The following is a 16,942-nucleotide window of genomic DNA, read 5'->3' on the forward strand; positions in this document are numbered from 1 at the left end:
ATGAGCGACATCAAATTGAAAACAAATTCAGCCAAGCTGGTATTGGCGCTGGCCACCGTTCTGGTGACAGCATATATGTGGTTGTTCCTGCACGCAGAATCGCAGCTCGCCATCGGCGTCCTGATCGTGCTGGCGCTGGTGCTGGCTATCGTCGGCAAGAAAACCGGCACCACGCAAAAGGTAGAGCAGGCGGCTGCCAGCCGTCCCGGGCTGGCGCGTCTGTGGACCGTCATGGGCTTGCTGGCTCTGGTAGCAGCGTTCTATGACAGCCACTTCGTACTGATGATGATTTGCGCAGTCCTGTTGTATTCGACTGCATGCATGGGACTGACCTTGCAATTCGGCTTTGTCGGTGTGGCCAACTTTGCGGGTGCCGCTTTCTTCGGTATCGGTAGCTACACCACTGCGGTGCTGGCGACGCATACCGGCTTGCCGCAATTGGCCAATATAGCGATCTCCGGTGTGGTTGCTGCCATCATCGGTTCGGTGCTGATCCTGCCGGTGCTGCGTACGCGTGGTCACTATGCGGCTTTGGTCACGATTGCATTCGGCATCCTGTTCAAAACCTTTATTGAGGTCAATGACGTGCTCGGCGGTCCGCAAGGTTTGCAAGTGCCGGGCATGCAATTGTTCGGTCATGCCTTCAATGACGGCTTCAAACTGTTTGGTATCGAGTTCTCCTTCTATGTGTCCTACGTGCTGCTGAGTCTGGTGATCTGCGCTGGTGCTTTTGTACTGGTGAAAGCACTGGAACGGTCTTGGGTAGGCTTGAGCATGGACGTGGTGCGTACCGATGAAACTGCTGCGGCCACTTTCGGTCTGCATATCGCACGCTGGAAGGTGATTGCATTCACCATGGGTAATTTGTTCGCCGGTATCGCCGGTAGCGTGTACGGCATGATGGTGGGCTTCATCGCACCGAACAACTTTACCTTCTCCGATTCGCTGTTGCTGGTATCGATCGCCATCCTTGGCGGCCTCGGCAATCCGGTTGGTCTGATCCCTGCCGCCATCATCGTGCTGATGCTGCCGGAGAAGCTGCAGTTCATCCAGGAATATCGCGTCTTGCTGTACGCAGCATTGGTGATCGCGATCCTGCTGTTCCGTCCTGAAGGCTTGTTGCCACGCAAGACACGCCTGTTCTTTAGCAGAAAGGACGCCTAATGAACGCCACAACCATGAATCACGTAGAGCGCCCTGCACATACTATCGGCGGCAAGCTGGTCGGTGTTACCGACCTGACGATGCGCTTCGGTGGTCTGACCGCGCTTGATCAGTTGAATATGCATATCAACGAAGGCGAAGTGCTGGGCTTACTCGGGCCTAACGGTTCCGGTAAGACCACCTTCTTCAACGTGCTGACTGGCTTGTATAAAGCCAGCAGCGGTTCGATTATTTACAAAGGCCAGGAAGTCATCGGCCAGACACCGCAGGAGATTTATCGTAGCGGCGTGGCACGTACCTTCCAGCGTTCACGCCTGTCATTGCCATTGACGGTGTTCGACAACATCGTGATCGGCGATTACCAGCACATGAACCATGGCCTGTTCTTCAATCTGTTCCAGCGCAAAGCCTTCCGTGCTGAATACGATTCCTATGTGAGCAAGGTAGAAGCGCTGCTGAATATTTTCAGCCCGCCTCTGGTGGCACGTATGTTCGAGCCGGTCGGTACGTTCACCATGATCGATCGTCGCCGCATTGAAGTCTGTCGCGCTTTGCTGAGCCAGCCGCGCCTGCTGCTGCTGGATGAGCCTTCGGCGGGTATGACGCATGACGAAACCGAAGCCCTGATGGATGACATCCTGCAGGTACGCGGCAAGCTGGAAAACCTCACCATCGTGCTGATCGAACATGAAATGAATGTGATCGAGCGCATTACCGATCGCTGCATCGTATTCAACTACGGCAAGAAAATTGCCGAAGGCACTTACGCAGAAATCACCGCTGATCCTAATGTGCAAACCGCTTACCTGGGAGAAGCCGAATGAGTAATCTGATCGTCAAAGGACTGACCACCGGCTACGACAAGGTCAATGTATTGCACGATGTCTCCATCGAAGTCGCACCGGGCAAGATCACCTGCATCCTCGGCGCCAACGGCGCCGGCAAGAGTACGCTGATCCGCTCGATACTGGGTTTGACGCCGCCACGCCAGGGCGAAATCCTGTGGGGCGGCAAGAACCTCGCTGGTGAAAAAACCCACAACATCATCGCCAGTGGTATCTCGTGCATCCCGGAGGGCCGCAAGGTTTTCCCGCGCATGACAGTGGCAGAAAACCTCGCGCTCGGCGCTTTCCTTGAAAGCAGCAGCAATGTGGTGCGTGATCGACTGGCACGTGTGTATGAAATTTTCCCGCGCCTGAAGGAACGGGCTGCGCAACTGGCGGGCACCATGTCCGGTGGTGAGCAGGCGATGGTTTCGATAGGTCGCGGCCTGATGGCAGAACCGAAGTTGCTGGTGATCGATGAACCTTCACTCGGCTTGTCGCCGCTGTACGTGAAAGAAAACTTCAAGGTCATCAAGCAGATCAATGCACTTGGTATCACGGTCTTGCTGGTCGAGCAGAATGCACGCCAGACGCTGGCTATTTCGCACTACGGCTATGTGCTGTCGCAAGGTCGCGTGATGGCGCAGGGCACGGCGGAAGCGCTGGCCAGCAATGACGACGTGCGTTCGGCTTACTTCGGTTGATTGGGAGCGCTGTATGAAAGATTACGCCAGCGCATCGCTGAAGCAATTGGCTGCAAGCATTGCGCGACGTGAAGTATCGGTGGAGCAGGTGGCACGTGCCGGTATCACGCATATAGAGGAGTACGAACCTGCCGTGCACGCATGGCAGTACTTCGATCCGCAACATGTGATCGAGCAGGCGCGCCTGCTCGATGCATTGCCGCATCAGGGTTTGCTGTACGGTTTGCCGATAGGTGTGAAGGACTTGATGGATACGGCAGATATGCCGACCACCTATGGCTCACCGATTTATGAAAATTACCGCCCATTGGTAGATGCAGCTTGTGTTGCTGCCAGCCGCAGCGCCGGTGCAGTACTGATGGGTAAAACCGTCACCACCGAGTTCGCGACTTTCCAGCCTGGGCCGACCCGCAATCCGCTTGGTGCAACTGATCACACGCCGGGTGGTTCATCCAGCGGCTCGGCTGCAGCAGTGGCGAGTGGCATGGTGCCGGCTGCCTTTGCGACACAAACCGCAGGCTCTATCGTGCGGCCTGCTGCGTATTGCGGCGTGGTCGGTTACAAACCGACCTTCGGCACTTTGCCGCTGGCAGGAATCAAATCCTTGTCGCCCAGCCTGGATACGGTAGGCGTGCTGACGCGCAATGTGGCCGACGCCGCTTTCTTTATCGGTGCACTGGCGCGTCTGCCTCTTTCTGCGCTGTTGGCACCGGAAGCACAACCCCCACGTTTGCGCGTAGGCATCTGCCGTACACCGAACTGGGAGCGCGCCAGTGCGGCGACCCGTACCGCCATCGAGCAGGCAGCACGCTTGCTGGAACGTGGTGGCGCGGTACTCAGCGATATAGATTTGCCCGCACCTTGCGGTGGCCTGACGGATGCGCAGATACGCATCATGTCTTATGAAGCAGCGGCTGCGTTTGCACCGGAAGCGCGTACCCATGCGGATGGTTTCAGCAAGGCGTTTGCTGCTGTGCTGGCAGCAGGGCAGGCGATAGACGGCAGCAGCTATGTCGCGGCGCAAGCGCTGGCTGCTGCATCGCGCCAGATGGTGGCAGACGTATTTGAACACGTCGATATCCTGCTCGCGCCGAGTACCGAAGGTGAAGCACCGGCCGGACTGGATGCAACCGGAGATCCGATTTTTAACCGCATGTGGTCGCTGCTCGGCAATCCTTGCGTGCATGTGCCGCAGGGCATGGGCCCGGGCGGTATGCCGATAGGCGTGACGCTGATCGGTCCGCGCTGGGCAGATGCCAGCACGTTGGCCGCAGCCAATTTACTCGAAGGCACTTTTGCTTCGCTCAACTGAAGGACAGGAATAGCATGACTCAGCAAGCACAGGCGGCGACCAGCGCCGCAGAAAATGCACAGGACCACGTCAATAGCAATCGCCTGCAGGATGCGATCGCAGCACTCGCTGCCTTTGGCGGCCGCGACGACGGCGGTGTGGCACGCGAAACATTGACGGCAATCGATCTGGAAGCGCGTCGTCACCTGATTACTTCGGCGCGCGCACTGGGTTGCGAAGTCGAGATCGATGATTGCGCCAATCTGTTTTTCCGTCGTCCCGGCACGACTGATTTGCCACCGGTACTGACCGGCAGTCATGCCGATACACAACCGGTAGGCGGCAAGCTGGATGGTGCGTACGGCGTACTGGCCGGACTCGAAGTGATCGCGGCCTTGAACGATGCCGGCATCCAGACACAACGTGCGATTGAAGTCGTGGCATGGACCAATGAAGAGGGCAGCCGCTTTGGCCCCGGCGCGATGGGTTCCAGCGCTTTCGTCGATCCGTCGCGTCTGGCGGCTTATCGTGAAGTGAAGGATGCTGACAATATTACTTTTGGTGCGGCAGTCGATACCGCATTGCAGGCGGCCGCCGATGTCAAACATCGTGGTTTGCGCCAGCCGATTGCATCCTGCGTCGAGCTGCATATTGAACAAGGCCCGGTGCTGGAACGCGCAAATGCGGCACTGGGTGTGGTGACTGGCATCCAGAGTGTGCGCTGGTATCGTGTTGACTGTGTGGGCATGGCGGGGCATGCCGGTACCACGCCTATGGATGAGCGCGCGGATGCGATGAAAGCGGCAGTCGCGCTGGCGCAACAGCTGTATACCTATGCCGCGGCAGAAGCGGCACATAATTTGCGCCTGACGCTGGGACGCTGGCAGGTCGGGCCGAATTCGGTCAACACCATTCCCGGCAATGTGGAATTCACCATAGACGTGCGTTGCGTTGATGCTGCCGTATTGGAACGTTTTGAGCAGTTCCTGACTCAGACAATTGCTGCCCATCAATGGCGCGGCAAGACAGGCTTCGAATGCTTCTTCTCGCGTCCGCCGACGATTTTCCCGCAAGACATGTTGAGCCTGATAGAAAAGGCATGTGTGCGGGCCGGTAGTCTGGCCAAGCGCGGCGAGCCGCAACACCTGACTTCAGGCGCCTTCCATGACGCCATGTATCTGGCGGAATATTGCCCGACCGCGATGATTTTTGTGCCAAGCAAGGGCGGAATCAGTCACAATGCCGCCGAGGAAACTGCGCCGGAAGATTTGTATCTGGGTGTGCAGGCACTGGCTTATACGGTAGTCGAGCTGGCAAATAGGTAAAAGACCTTAGTGTTTCGGGCTGCGGTATTCGATCGGCCCTTTTTTACGGATCAAGAAATTGAAGAGCAAACGCAGTACTGCTGCCAGCGTTGAAGCTGTCGAAAAAAAAACCTCGGTATCCGGGCTAGGGGTGCGTTTGCGCCATACTCGCCTGGTAGCGGGTTTGACCCTGATTCAACTGGCGAAGAAGGCAGAGTGTTCGGAGAGTCTGATTTCCAAGATAGAGCGCGGTTCGGCCACACCTTCACTGGTGATGCTGCATAGGCTGGCAGTGGCATTGGATACCAATATTTCGACGCTGATGTCGGAAGAGATGCCGGTAGTTGGTCCGGTGTTGCGCGTCGGTGAACGGCCAGTCATCAAGACTGGCGGCATATCGCTGGAACGTCTGGTTTTGCCTACACGTGGCGGCTTGTTGCAGGCGAATATACATATCGTCGAGCCGGGTGCCGAGAGCGATGGCCAGATCGAGCATGTGGGCGAGGAAGTTGGCTACGTGCTGGAAGGTACGCTGGAGCTGCGCCTGGGTGACGACCGTTATCAGATCACGACCGGTGACGTGTTTACCTTTGCCAGCAATGTCCCACATGGTTACAGCAATATCGGCAAGACAGTCGCCAAGGTCTTGTGGGTGAATTCGCCTGCCACTTTTTAGTGCATTACATTTGGCGGAATGAAAAAAAGCGCCTGAGAGGCGCTTTTTTTATGGCCGGGCAGATACTTACTTCACGACTGCCAGCTCCGTGCGTTTGCCGCCACGGTAGGTGTACAGCGTCAATGTGCCGTCCTTGATATCGCCTTTCGCATCGAACGCGATGGTGCCGGTCACGCCTGGATAGCTGATTTTTGTCAGCTCAGGCAGGTACTTGGCGGAGTCCCATGACTTGGCTTTTTGCATCGCATCGACCACTGCATAGGTCGCATCGTAGGCATAGGCTGCGGTGTAGACGACGTCGATGCCAAAGCGTTTTTTGTAGGCTGCGCGGAATTTATCCAGCCCTGCTTTACGTGCATCTTCCACGCCGCCAGCTTCTGCGCAGTAGACCTGATTCTCACCGAGGCCTGCGCCTGCCAGACCCGGCAGGGAGCCGGTACAAATACCATCACCACCCATGAATTTGGCGTTGATGCCCAGTTGTTTCATTTGTTGCAGCATAGGGCCGCCGACTGCATCCATGCCGCCAAAGAAAATGACGTCCGGTTTCTTCGCCTTGATCGCCGTCAGGATGGCGTTGAAGTCGGTTGCCTTGTTGTTCGTATATTGGCTGGCGACCACTGTGCCGCCGGCTGCCTTGACGCCTTTGGCAAATTCTTCTGCCACACCCTGGCCGTATGCGGTACGGTCATCGATTACAGCAACGTTTTTGGCAGCCAGGGTTTTGACTGCGTACTGGCCCAGTACACGACCCAGTTGCGCATCATTGGCGACTACGCGGAAGGCTGTTTTAAAGCCTTGTTGTGTGTACTTCGGATTGGTGGAGGACGGCGAGATCTGGACGATACCGGCATTGGCATAGATGCGCGAAGCAGGGATGGTGGCGCCCGAATTCAGGTGGCCGATGACGACGGCGACATTGGAGTCGACCAGCTTGGTCGCTGCGGCGGTAGCTTGCTTGGGATCGGCTGCATCGTCTTCCGGCATGTATTGCAGTTTGACTTTCTTGCCGTTGATGACGACGCCCTTGGCATTGAGTTCTTCAACCGCCAGGCGTGCGCCGTTTTCATTGTCCTTGCCCATGTGTGCATCGGTGCCGGTGACCGGACCGACGTGGCCGATTTTCACAATCTGTTCTTGCGCATAGGCGTTGCCAGCCAGTGCGAAGGCGACTGCGACTGCGCCTGCCAAAGGAATCATTTTTGTCTTGAACTGCATATATTTTCTCCTGAGGATTGTAAAAATACAGAGTAGCTGCAACACTGGGCACGCTTGCCTTGCAAGACAATGACCTTACAACATAAGAAAATGCGACGCAAAGTGTTTTTTGGTGCAATTTACGAGCTTCCCACTTTTATATGAGCAAACTTCATACCCTGGATAAAGTAGACCGCAAGCTGCTGAATCTGCTGCAGAAGGATAACCAGACACCGACGCGCACGCTGGCCGACAAGGTGCATATCTCGCAGCCGACTTGTTTGCGTCGTATCCGTGACATGCGGGATGCCGGCATTATCAGTGCAGATGTGGCGATGATAGACCCGTTTGCACTGGGTTACGGCATGCTGGCTTTCCTGGAAGTATCGCTGGGCAACCAATCTGACGAACACATGCAAGAGTTTGAAGTGCGCATGGGCAAGGAAGCGGAAGTGATGCAGTGTTACTTCGTGTCCGGTGACTACGATTACTTCCTGGTGGTGCATGTGGTCGATATGGATGCGTATTACCAGTTCGTACGCCGTGCGATTTCGGGCTCGGGCAATGTGCGCCATTTCCAGTCGCGTTTCCCGATGAAACGGGCGAAGTTTGACACTCGTATCGCCTTCGATGAAAAGTCGGCCGCGGTGCAGGTCAGGATAGAGAAGTAGCGCAAACCAGCCGTACAGCTAATAAAAAACGCTGCATGTTTACACATGCAGCGTTTTTTTATGGGACAGGCTATTTAAGCCCCGGCTGGATTACGCAGGTTGCGTCACGCTGGTCACGATCCGTTTCGACGGACGGTAAGGCATGCCGGTGAATTTGAAGTCCAGATCGGGCTGCAGGCCGGAGACGATTTCTGCCAGTGCACGACCCGAACCGCAACCCATAGTCCAGCCGAGTGTGCCGTGGCCGGTATTGAGGTAGAGGTTGCTGTACTTGGTTTTGCCGATGTAAGGCACATTCGACGGCGTCAACGGACGCAAACCAGTCCAGTACACCGGATTTTCGTAGTCACATGCGTCCGGGAACAGCTCTTTGGTACGGCGCGTGATGGCTTCGCAACGTGCGGTGTTGAGATCACGGGTATAACCATTCAACTCGCAAGTACCTGCGACCCGCAGACGGTCGCCGAGGCGCGATACCACTAATTTGTAGCCGTCGTCCGTCAGGGATACTGTCGGAGCGGCGGCTGGGTCGGTCACTTTGTAAGTGGCCGAATAACCTTTGCCTGGATAGATCATCAGGTCTATGCCGAGCGGCCTGACCAGTTCTGCCGAGAAACTGCCCATCGCCATGACGTAAGCATCGGCATGCAGTACCTGATGACGCCCGTCAGGACCGATCACTTCGACGCCGGTGATTTTGGCGTTGGCACCGCTGCCTTCGGTCAGCAGGCGCGTGACGGAAGTGCTGTATCGGAAGTTGACGCCTGCTTCTGCCGCTTTGGCAGCCAGGCCGCTGGTGAATTTATAGACGTCGCCGGATTCATCGGTGGCAGTAAAGTCACCGCCGACGATCTTGTTACGTATGCTGGCCAGTGCCGGTTCGATACGCACGACTTCGTCGGCGCTGATCGAATCACGCGGGCAGCCGAGGTCGCGCATCAGCTTGGCGGCTGGCAGCGAATCGTCGAATTCTTTTTGATCGGTATAGAAATGCAGGATGCCGCTGGTCAACTGGTCGTAGTTGATGCCGGTTTCTGCACGTACCGCCTGCAGGGTCTGGCGGCTGTATTCGCAGATGGCGACGATCTGACGGATGTTGTCGTTGGTGCGGGCCGGCGTACATTCACGCAGGAAGTTCAGCGCCCATTTCCATTGCAGCCATTCCGGACGGAAGCGATATAGCAGCGGCGCATCTTCCTTGCCCAGCCATTTCAGCACTTTCATCGGCGCTGCAGGATTGGCCCAGGGTTCAGCGTGCGAAACCGAAATCTGGCAGCCGTTGGCAAAACTGGTTTCTTGTGCGGCGCCGGGTTGGCGCTCGATTACGGTGACCTCGTGGCCTTGTTTGTTCAAGAACCACGCAGAAGAGGTACCGATAATTCCAGAACCCAAAACGATAACTTTCATCTCTATCTCTCCAACCAATCAGGTGTTTGTCTAATGGCTAAATTGTAGAAAGTTATTTGTTTTTTAGGCGTTCATTATCGAGGCTTTAATTTATGTGAAAAAACAAAAGAAGTTGATTTTTGTTTTAAAAACAAAGAAATCAGAGATTATTTTGTTTATTCGAAAAATGAATTTTATCCACTTCTTGTGCCACGGCATCACTGATGGCGTCGGCCAGGGTTTGATGAAAATCCTGCCTGATGCCTTCAGCCGCCACCTGCATGACTTGCGCCAGGCTGTCCCGGATCCGCTGCTCCAGCACCGGCTCTATACGCTCCAGCAGTTGTGTAAGTACACGCTCACTGATCTTTTGCTCCATGCGCGTCCACTCTTCATCGAGCCAGCTGTCGATAGGTTGGTGTGCAGTGGGATCGACGGTTTTGCTGTCTGCAGCCAGCGCGGCGGCGTCAGCAGGCGCGGCGGCTATCGGTTCGCTCGGCGTTTCAATATTTACGGTACGGGCTGGAGTGGGGATGACTTCGGTCAGGACCGGGATGCCGAAATCTTGCGATGAGGAGTTGCTCATGTCGGTTCAGCCACGAAATGGGTGAGTGGGTAGCCGCGCTGCTTGTAGAAACTGTAGCGCTCGCGTCCGGCCGATTTGTCGGCGTCTTCGGTGGAGATGACTTCAAACATGCGCTCGAAACGCGCAAAGTGGGTCGGCGAGGTATCGGACAGATTGATCAGGATTTGCGTATGCGGTGATTCCATCGCGCGGTCTGCAGTCAACAGTATCGGTGTTTGCGCTGCCAGCGCATCGTCCAGCATCACGTGCGGGAGGAAGTCCTGCTCGGAAAACGTCCATAGCAATTCATCCAGCTGCATCAGTTGCGCCCGATCCTGCGCCAGGATCACGATCTGGAAATTGGCATTGCGTGCCTTGCGTGCCAGGCGGCACGCATAGTTGATTTTATCGGGCACGTTGCTGTGAAAGTCGATACGGGTCATAGGAGCTAAATAGTTGAAAACGGATGAGCTACAGGTCTGGCGTCAGAAGCGAAAGCCCGGTGGTGCATTACCGGCCGCAGGCAGGCTGTCGCTCGGCGCTTCTTTTGCCGGCGCGGCGCTGGTCTGGGGTTCGGCTACTTTCTTCGGTGCCGCTGCCTGCACCGGCGGATTGCGATAGCTGGCCGGTAGCAGGCTACTCTCCGGATAGCCGGCATTGCTCAGCAGGGTATTCCAGGTTTCGGCTTCGAAGGCGGATAATTTGTTGCGGCCTACAGTGAGGAAAGGCAGTTGCTTGTCGCCGCCGACTTGCTGCAGGCGCGCGATGTCTTCATTGCTGTTGACGGTTTTTTCCGCATACGGAATGCCGCGTGTATTCAACAGGCTGCGCGCGCTGTCACAGGCATTGCATTTGTTGGTGGTATAGAGCGTGACAGGCTGCGCCTTCATGGCCTTGGTCAGCTCGAAGGGCAGGTTGGCGGTAACAGGCGCCGCGGTGATGGCTTTCTCTTCCACTTTTTTGACAGAAGAAGGCGGTGGCGTATCGCTATACGTCACTTTGCCGTCCTGGCCTACCCATTTATATAGCTGGGCATGCGCATTCACCGAAAACAGTAAAGAGAGCAGCAGCCAGGACCAGCGCTTATTCATTTCATTTTCTCCGTAAGCTGGCTGCCCGCACTCATATCTGTCAGGCAGCCATCCCGCTGTGGCGCAGCAGGGCATCGATAGTCGGTTCACGTCCGCGGAAAGCCTTAAAGGAATCGATGGCCGGACGCGAGCCGCCCATCGCCAGGATTTCGCGCAGGAAGCGGGCACCGGTATCGCTGGACAAGACATTGCCGCTGCTTTTGCTGGCTTCTTCAAATGCGCCATACGCATCGGCCGACAAGACTTCCGCCCATTTGTAGCTATAGTACCCGGCTGCGTAGCCGCCGGCGAATATATGCGAGAACGAATGCTGGAAGCGATTGAAGGCTGGCGGCGTCATGACAGAGACTTGTGCACGCACTTCATTGAGCACGTCCTGCACGGTTTTGCTGCCGTCCGGATTGTAGTCGTAATGCAGGTGCATATCGAATAGCGAGAATTCCACCTGACGCAGGGTTTGCAGGCCGGACTGGAAGTTCTTGGCCGCGATCATTTTGTCGTACAGTGCGCGCGGCAGGCTGGCACCGGTGTCGGCGTGTGCCGTCATGTGCGACAACACGTCCCATTCCCAGCAGAAGTTTTCCATGAACTGCGATGGCAGTTCGACTGCATCCCATTCCACGCCGGAGATGCCGGACACGCCCAGCTCTTCAACACGCGTCAACATATGATGCAGGCCGTGGCCGAATTCGTGGAACAGCGTGATGACTTCATCGTGCGTGAACAGCGACGGCCTGGTCTGGCCATTGACGACGGCAGGCTCGGTGAAGTTGCAGGTGAGGTAGGCGATAGGCGTCTGTATGCCATCCTTGCCTTCAGCAATGCGACGGCGACCACGTGCATCATCCATCCATGCGCCGCCACGTTTGCCCTGGCGTGCATACAGGTCGAGATAGAACTGGCCGACCAGCGCGCCGTCTTTTTCGATGCGGAAGAATTTCACGTCCGGATGCCAGACCGGTGCTGCGTCCGGTTTGATGGAAACCGAGAACAGGCTTTCGATGGTGCGGAACAAACCGGCCACGACTTGAGGCTCAGGGAAGTATTGCTTCACTTCCTGTTCCGAGAAAGCGTAGCGTTGTTCACGCAGTTTTTCCGAAGCGTAGGTGACGTCCCAGGCTTCCAGTTGATCGATGCCCAGTTCCTTCTTTGCGAAGCTGCGCAATTCAGCCAGGTCTTTCTCGGCGAATGGACGTGCGCGTTGAGCCAGGTCTTGCAGGAAGCTGATGACCTGGTCCGGCGTTTGCGCCATTTTGGATACCAGCGAGACTTCGGCGAAGTTTTTGTAGCCGAGCAGCTTGGCTTCTTCATCGCGCAGTTTCAGGATGTCGACGATGTTTTGCGTATTGTCCCAGGCTGGCTGGCCGCCGAGCTCGGACGCTTTGGTCGCATTGGCGCGATAAATCGTCGCACGCAGCTCGCGGTTGTCGGCGTACTGCAGCACCGGGAAGTAGGACGGGAAGTGCAGCGTGAATTTATAACCCGGCTTCTCGTCCTTCTCGGCAGCGGCACGCGCCGCCTGCTTCGCATCATCCGGCAGGCCGGACAATTCCGCTTCGTTCTCTATATAGAGTGCGTATTCATTCGTGGCGTCGAGGATGTTTTCTGAAAACTTGGTCGTCAGCGCTGCGTGCTTTTCCTGGATTTCGGCAAAGCGTGGCTTGTCTTCTTCCGCCAGCTCGGCGCCGCCGAGGCGGAAATCACGTACCGCGTTTTCGATGATCTTCTTGCGTGCAGCCGAGAAGCCCGAGTAATCCGGACCCAGTTGCAGCGCCTTGTATTTGGTGAACAGCGTCAGGTTTTGCGCCAGCGCGGTCCAGAATTCAGTGATCTTGGGCTGGTTCTCGTTGTAGGCGGCGCGCAGTTCAGGCGTATCGACGACCGAATTCAGGTGACCGACTATGCCCCAGGCCCGGCTGAGTTTTTCCGTGACGTTTTCCAGTGGTTCGACGAAGTTTTCCCAGGTTACCTGGGCGCTCTGGCCTTCGAGTTCAATGACGACGGTGCGGCACTGGTCGAGCAGGCTATCGATGGCCGAGCCTATGTGCTCGGGTTTGATGGCTTCGAATTGTGGGAGATCGGAAAAATCCAGCAGCGGGTTCAGGGCAATATTCATCAGTTGGTTTCTCTCTCTGCTGCTTCGATGGTGTTAACCAAAAGCATGGTGATAGTCATGGGGCCGACGCCGCCTGGCACCGGGGTAATGTAGCTGGCGACTTCCTTGGCGTTAGCGAAGTCGACGTCGCCGCACAGTTTGCCGTTATCGTCGCGGTTGATGCCAACGTCGATCACGATGGCGCCCGGTTTGATCATCTCTGCCGTCAGTGTGTTGCGGCGGCCGGTAGCGGCAACGACCACATCAGCCTGACGTGTGTGATAAGCAAGATCCGCGGTGCCACTATGACAGATGGTGACGGTTGCGTTCGCTTGCAAGAGCAATAATGCCATGGGTTTGCCTACGGTATTGCTGCGACCGATGACGACAGCATGCTTGCCAGCCAGTTTGGTGCCGGTGCTTTCGATCAGTTTCATGCAGCCATAAGGGGTACACGGGCGGAAGCCGGGCAGGCCGGTCAACAGCTCGCCAGCGCTCAATACCGAGTAACCATCGACGTCCTTGCGTGGGGAAATCGCTTCTATCACCTTGTTGGCATCGATATGCTTGGGCAAAGGCATTTGCACCAGGATGCCGTGGATCTGCGGATCTGCATTCAGCGCTGCGATGCGCGCCAGCAGCGCCTCCTCGGTCATATCGGCGTCATATTTTTCAAGTAATGAATACAGACCGTTGTCTTCGCAAGCCTTGACCTTGTTGCGCACATAGACCTGGGAGGCCGGATCGGCACCGACCAGGATCACGGCCAGGCCCGGTTGCTTGCCCTTGGCTGTCAGGGCAGCGGCGCGAACGGCGACGTCTTTGCGGAGTTGTTGAGAAAGCAAATTTCCATCAATGATTTGTGCGGTCATGGGTTGAATATCGGTGATAGGGGGTGAATGAAGAGGTAAGTCCCAGATTATAAAGGCTTATCGGAACAACTCTGTAAGGTGCTTATGACGCAAGTTTACATGCTCTTAAAATGCCGTTAAAAGCCTGTAAAAATGCTGCTATGCCGCATAATTTCGCATTATGAGAAATGATATCGCCATTTGAAAATAACAAAAACTGCTGTTAAACTCAGCGCAAACTACACGACTATACGTGTTATCAGTTTTAAAAATGACGGATCGTTCTTACAAAGAACGGTACTAAAGACAAATCAGGAGACAAATTATGTCAGCCCAGCTCGACCAGATATTGGCGCAAGCCGCCAACGATCCCGATGTAATGGAAACGCAAGAGTGGCTTGATGCCCTCGAAGCGGTTATCGAAAACGAGGGCCCTGACCGCGCTCACTACCTGGTGGAGCGTCTGATCGATCTGTCCCGCCGTCGTGGCGCGCAAGTTCCGTTCTCCAGCACTACCGCATATGTCAACACCATCCCTGCTGACCTGGGCGACAACTCGCCGGGCAATCAGGAATACGAAGAGCGCCTGCGTTCATGGATGCGCTGGAATGCGATGGCGATGGTCGTCAAAGCCAACCGCGTTGATGGCGACCTGGGTGGTCATATTTCCAGCTTCGCATCGCTCGCGAACATGCTGGGTACCGGTTTTAATCACTTCTGGCACGCACCGACCGAAGATCACGGTGGCGATCTGTTGTACATCCAGGGTCACTCGTCGCCTGGCGTTTATGCTCGCGCTTTCCTCGAAGGCCGCCTGAGCGAAGAACAATTGATCAACTTCCGTCGTGAAGTTGATGGCAAAGGCCTGTCTTCCTATCCGCATCCGAAGCTGATGCCGGACTTCTGGCAATTCCCTACCGTATCAATGGGCCTGGGCCCATTGATGGCGATTTATCAGGCGCGCTTCCTGAAGTATCTGCAAGCACGCGACATCGCAAAAACCGACAACCGTAAAGTCTGGGTATTCTGCGGCGACGGCGAGATGGATGAAGTCGAATCGATGGGCGCTATCGGTGTAGCCGGTCGCGAACAACTCGACAACCTGGTCATGGTCGTCAACTGTAACCTGCAGCGTCTGGACGGCCCGGTACGCGGCAACGGCAAAATCATCCAGGAACTCGAAGGCGAATTCCGCGGTGCCGGCTGGAACGTCATCAAGATCATCTGGGGTTCCAACTGGGACCCACTGCTGGCCAAAGACAAAGAAGGCATTCTGCAGCGCGTCATGATGGAAACGCTGGACGGCGAATACCAGAACTACAAAGCCAAGGATGGCGCTTACGTGCGCAAACACTTCTTCGGCAAGCATCCAAAATTGCTGGAAATGGTTTCGCGCATGTCGGACGACGACATCTGGCACCTGCTGCGCGGCGGTCATGATCCACACAAGGTCTACGCTGGCTTCAAGCAAGCGCAGGAACACAAAGGCCAACCTACCGTTCTGCTGGTCAAAACCGTCAAAGGTTATGGCATGGGCAAATCAGGTGAAGCGCGCAACACTGCGCATCAAACCAAAAAACTGGACGACGAAGCAGTCCGCGAAATGCGCGATCGTTTCAATCTGCCTATCGCTGACGAACATCTGGCCGACATTCCATTCTTCAAACCGGCTGATGATGCGCCAGAGATGAAGTACCTGCACGAACGCCGTGCGGCACTGGGTGGCTACCTGCCACAACGTCGTCAACAAGCGGACGAGAAGTTGCCGGTTCCTGAACTGGCTGCATTCAAGGCCGTGCTGGATGCGACTGCGGAAGGCCGTGAAATCTCGACCACGCAAGCATACGTGCGCATCATTTCCATCCTGCTGCGCGATGCGAACCTGGGTCAACGCCTGGTACCTATCCTGGTGGATGAATCCCGTACCTTCGGTATGGAAGGCTTGTTCCGTCAAATCGGTATTTACAACCGTGAAGGCCAGTTATACGAGCCAGTCGATAAAGACCAGGTCAGCTTCTACCGTGAAGACAAAGCCGGTCAGATCCTGCAGGAAGGTATTAACGAAGCAGGCGCGATGGCGTCGTGGATTGCTGCGGCGACCTCGTACTCGACCAACAACCGCATCATGGTGCCGTTCTACACCTTCTACTCGATGTTCGGTCTGCAACGTATCGGCGACCTGGCATGGGCAGCGGGCGACATGCGCGCACGCGGCTTCCTGCTCGGCGGTACCGCTGGTCGTACCACACTGAACGGTGAAGGCTTGCAACACGAAGACGGTCACAGCCACATCCTGGCGTCGACCATCCCGAACTGTATTCCTTACGATCCGACCTTCGCACACGAAGTCGCAGTCATCATGCATGACGGCCTGAAGCGCATGATCGAAAACCAGGAAGATGTGTTCTATTACATCACCCTGATGAACGAAAACTATGCACAACCAGGCCTGAAACCAGGTCAGGAAGAGGGCATCCTCAAAGGTCTGTACCTGTTGCAGGAAGGCGCGAAAAAAGCGAAGAACCGCGTACAACTGATGGGCTCCGGCACCATCCTGCGCGAAGTTATCGCTGCTGCTGATTTGCTGAAAGACGACTGGGGTGTTACCGCCGATGTCTGGTCTGCTCCATCGTTCACACTGCTGGCGCGCGATGGCCAGGACGTAGAGCGCTGGAACATGCTGCACCCGACCGACAAACCGCGTCAGGCGCACATCACTTCGTCGCTGCAAGACACCGCTGGTCCTATCGTGGTTGCAACCGATTACATGCGCACCTTCGCAGAACAGGTTCGTGCGTTCGTACCGAAAGATCGTACCTACAAAGTGCTCGGTACCGATGGCTTTGGCCGTTCCGACAGCCGCGCAAAACTGCGTGAGTTCTTCGAGGTCAACCGCTATTTCGTCACGGTTGCGGCGCTCAAGGCATTGGCAGATGAAGGTGCGATTGCTACTTCCGTGGTTGCAGATGCGATCAAGAAGTACGGCATCAATCCAGAAAAAGTTAATCCGGTAACGCTGTAATCTACATACAAAAATCCTTCCTCATCACTGAGGCGACGGGGATGCAAATGGATTCACCATTTGCTTCCCCGCTGTCGTGATGGTGGACACGCAAACAAGCG

The 16,942-nt window shown here is 55.9% G+C and carries 15 protein-coding genes; 8 read left to right on the forward strand and 7 right to left on the reverse strand.

All coding sequences use genetic code 11. The features are described from left to right. The 6 genes from DBR37_RS12630 to DBR37_RS12655 are packed head-to-tail and all read left to right on the forward strand — an operon-like array spanning position 1 to position 5,963. Entirely contained in the window at positions 1-1,164 is a 1,164-nt protein-coding gene (locus tag DBR37_RS12630; protein WP_199739112.1) for a branched-chain amino acid ABC transporter permease, read from the forward strand. After that, positions 1,164-1,988 carry an ABC transporter ATP-binding protein gene (locus DBR37_RS12635; protein WP_370454253.1) on the forward strand — a complete coding sequence of 275 codons (825 nt, stop codon included), beginning with the start codon at positions 1,164-1,166 and terminating at the stop codon, positions 1,986-1,988. Before DBR37_RS12630 ends, DBR37_RS12635 begins: the two co-directional genes overlap by 1 nt. Next, positions 1,985-2,692 carry an ABC transporter ATP-binding protein gene (locus tag DBR37_RS12640; RefSeq protein ID WP_124574839.1) on the forward strand — a complete coding sequence of 236 codons (708 nt, stop codon included), beginning with the start codon at positions 1,985-1,987 and terminating at the stop codon, positions 2,690-2,692. Before DBR37_RS12635 ends, DBR37_RS12640 begins: the two co-directional genes overlap by 4 nt. A gap of 13 nt (positions 2,693-2,705) precedes the next feature. Then, positions 2,706-4,004, forward strand: coding sequence for an amidase (locus DBR37_RS12645; RefSeq protein WP_124574840.1), 1,299 nt, complete (start codon positions 2,706-2,708; stop codon positions 4,002-4,004). Positions 4,005-4,018: 14 nt separating this feature from the next. Then, positions 4,019-5,308, forward strand: coding sequence for a M20 family metallo-hydrolase (locus tag DBR37_RS12650; RefSeq protein WP_124574841.1), 1,290 nt, complete (start codon positions 4,019-4,021; stop codon positions 5,306-5,308). Between the two features lie 58 nt (positions 5,309-5,366). Then, positions 5,367-5,963, forward strand: coding sequence for a helix-turn-helix domain-containing protein (locus DBR37_RS12655; protein ID WP_124574842.1), 597 nt, complete (start codon positions 5,367-5,369; stop codon positions 5,961-5,963). 66 nt (positions 5,964-6,029) lie between these two features. On the opposite strand, the gene DBR37_RS12660 is transcribed toward DBR37_RS12655, so the two are convergent. Continuing rightward, entirely contained in the window at positions 6,030-7,181 is a 1,152-nt protein-coding gene (locus DBR37_RS12660; RefSeq protein WP_124574843.1) for a branched-chain amino acid ABC transporter substrate-binding protein, read from the reverse strand. 140 nt (positions 7,182-7,321) lie between these two features. Here DBR37_RS12660 and DBR37_RS12665 point away from each other — a divergent pair, with 140 nt between their 5' ends. Further along, positions 7,322-7,831 (forward strand): Lrp/AsnC family transcriptional regulator, encoded by a 510-nt coding sequence (locus DBR37_RS12665; protein ID WP_012078530.1) that lies wholly within the window; start codon positions 7,322-7,324, stop codon positions 7,829-7,831. A gap of 90 nt (positions 7,832-7,921) precedes the next feature. On the opposite strand, the gene DBR37_RS12670 is transcribed toward DBR37_RS12665, so the two are convergent. The 6 genes from DBR37_RS12670 to folD form a co-directional block, all read right to left on the reverse strand. Beyond that, positions 7,922-9,238 carry a D-amino acid dehydrogenase gene (locus tag DBR37_RS12670; protein WP_124574844.1) on the reverse strand — a complete coding sequence of 439 codons (1,317 nt, stop codon included), beginning with the start codon at positions 9,236-9,238 and terminating at the stop codon, positions 7,922-7,924. 139 nt (positions 9,239-9,377) lie between these two features. Then, on the reverse strand, positions 9,378-9,803 hold the full coding sequence (locus DBR37_RS12675) for a hypothetical protein (protein ID WP_124574845.1): 426 nt from the start codon (positions 9,801-9,803) through the stop codon (positions 9,378-9,380). Next, entirely contained in the window at positions 9,800-10,225 is a 426-nt protein-coding gene (locus tag DBR37_RS12680) for a DNA polymerase III subunit chi (RefSeq protein WP_124574846.1), read from the reverse strand. Before DBR37_RS12680 ends, DBR37_RS12675 begins: the two co-directional genes overlap by 4 nt. 42 nt (positions 10,226-10,267) lie before the next feature. Further along, positions 10,268-10,873 (reverse strand): glutaredoxin family protein, encoded by a 606-nt coding sequence (locus tag DBR37_RS12685; protein ID WP_124574847.1) that lies wholly within the window; start codon positions 10,871-10,873, stop codon positions 10,268-10,270. 40 nt (positions 10,874-10,913) lie between these two features. Further along, positions 10,914-12,989 (reverse strand): M3 family metallopeptidase, encoded by a 2,076-nt coding sequence (locus DBR37_RS12690; RefSeq protein ID WP_124574848.1) that lies wholly within the window; start codon positions 12,987-12,989, stop codon positions 10,914-10,916. After that, positions 12,989-13,840 (reverse strand): bifunctional methylenetetrahydrofolate dehydrogenase/methenyltetrahydrofolate cyclohydrolase FolD, encoded by an 852-nt coding sequence (gene folD, locus DBR37_RS12695; protein ID WP_124574849.1) that lies wholly within the window; start codon positions 13,838-13,840, stop codon positions 12,989-12,991. The genes DBR37_RS12690 and folD overlap by 1 nt, the downstream gene beginning before the upstream one ends. Positions 13,841-14,144: 304 nt before the next feature. On the opposite strand from folD, the gene aceE reads away from it, so the two are divergent. Further along, the gene (gene aceE / locus DBR37_RS12700; protein WP_124574850.1) at positions 14,145-16,841 is read left to right on the forward strand and encodes a pyruvate dehydrogenase (acetyl-transferring), homodimeric type; all 2,697 of its coding nucleotides are present in this window, start codon (positions 14,145-14,147) and stop codon (positions 16,839-16,841) included. Positions 16,842-16,942 lie beyond the last annotated feature (101 nt).

This window comes from Herminiimonas sp. KBW02, assembly GCF_003852535.1.
Classification (GTDB): Bacteria; Pseudomonadota; Gammaproteobacteria; order Burkholderiales; family Burkholderiaceae_D; genus Oxalicibacterium.

Coding starts and splice junctions, on each gene's coding strand:
- DBR37_RS12665 (WP_012078530.1), top strand. CDS start 7,322: ATGAGCAAACTTCATACCCTGGATAAAGTAGACCGCAAGCTGCTGAAT.
- DBR37_RS12645 (WP_124574840.1), top strand. CDS start 2,706: ATGAAAGATTACGCCAGCGCATCGCTGAAGCAATTGGCTGCAAGCATT.
- DBR37_RS12690 (WP_124574848.1), bottom strand. CDS start 12,989: ATGAATATTGCCCTGAACCCGCTGCTGGATTTTTCCGATCTCCCACAA.
- aceE (WP_124574850.1), top strand. CDS start 14,145: ATGTCAGCCCAGCTCGACCAGATATTGGCGCAAGCCGCCAACGATCCC.
- DBR37_RS12650 (WP_124574841.1), top strand. CDS start 4,019: ATGACTCAGCAAGCACAGGCGGCGACCAGCGCCGCAGAAAATGCACAG.
- DBR37_RS12660 (WP_124574843.1), bottom strand. CDS start 7,181: ATGCAGTTCAAGACAAAAATGATTCCTTTGGCAGGCGCAGTCGCAGTC.
- DBR37_RS12680 (WP_124574846.1), bottom strand. CDS start 10,225: ATGACCCGTATCGACTTTCACAGCAACGTGCCCGATAAAATCAACTAT.
- DBR37_RS12630 (WP_199739112.1), top strand. CDS start 1: ATGAGCGACATCAAATTGAAAACAAATTCAGCCAAGCTGGTATTGGCG.
- DBR37_RS12640 (WP_124574839.1), top strand. CDS start 1,985: ATGAGTAATCTGATCGTCAAAGGACTGACCACCGGCTACGACAAGGTC.
- DBR37_RS12685 (WP_124574847.1), bottom strand. CDS start 10,873: ATGAATAAGCGCTGGTCCTGGCTGCTGCTCTCTTTACTGTTTTCGGTG.
- DBR37_RS12635 (WP_370454253.1), top strand. CDS start 1,164: ATGAACGCCACAACCATGAATCACGTAGAGCGCCCTGCACATACTATC.
- folD (WP_124574849.1), bottom strand. CDS start 13,840: ATGACCGCACAAATCATTGATGGAAATTTGCTTTCTCAACAACTCCGC.
- DBR37_RS12675 (WP_124574845.1), bottom strand. CDS start 9,803: ATGAGCAACTCCTCATCGCAAGATTTCGGCATCCCGGTCCTGACCGAA.
- DBR37_RS12670 (WP_124574844.1), bottom strand. CDS start 9,238: ATGAAAGTTATCGTTTTGGGTTCTGGAATTATCGGTACCTCTTCTGCG.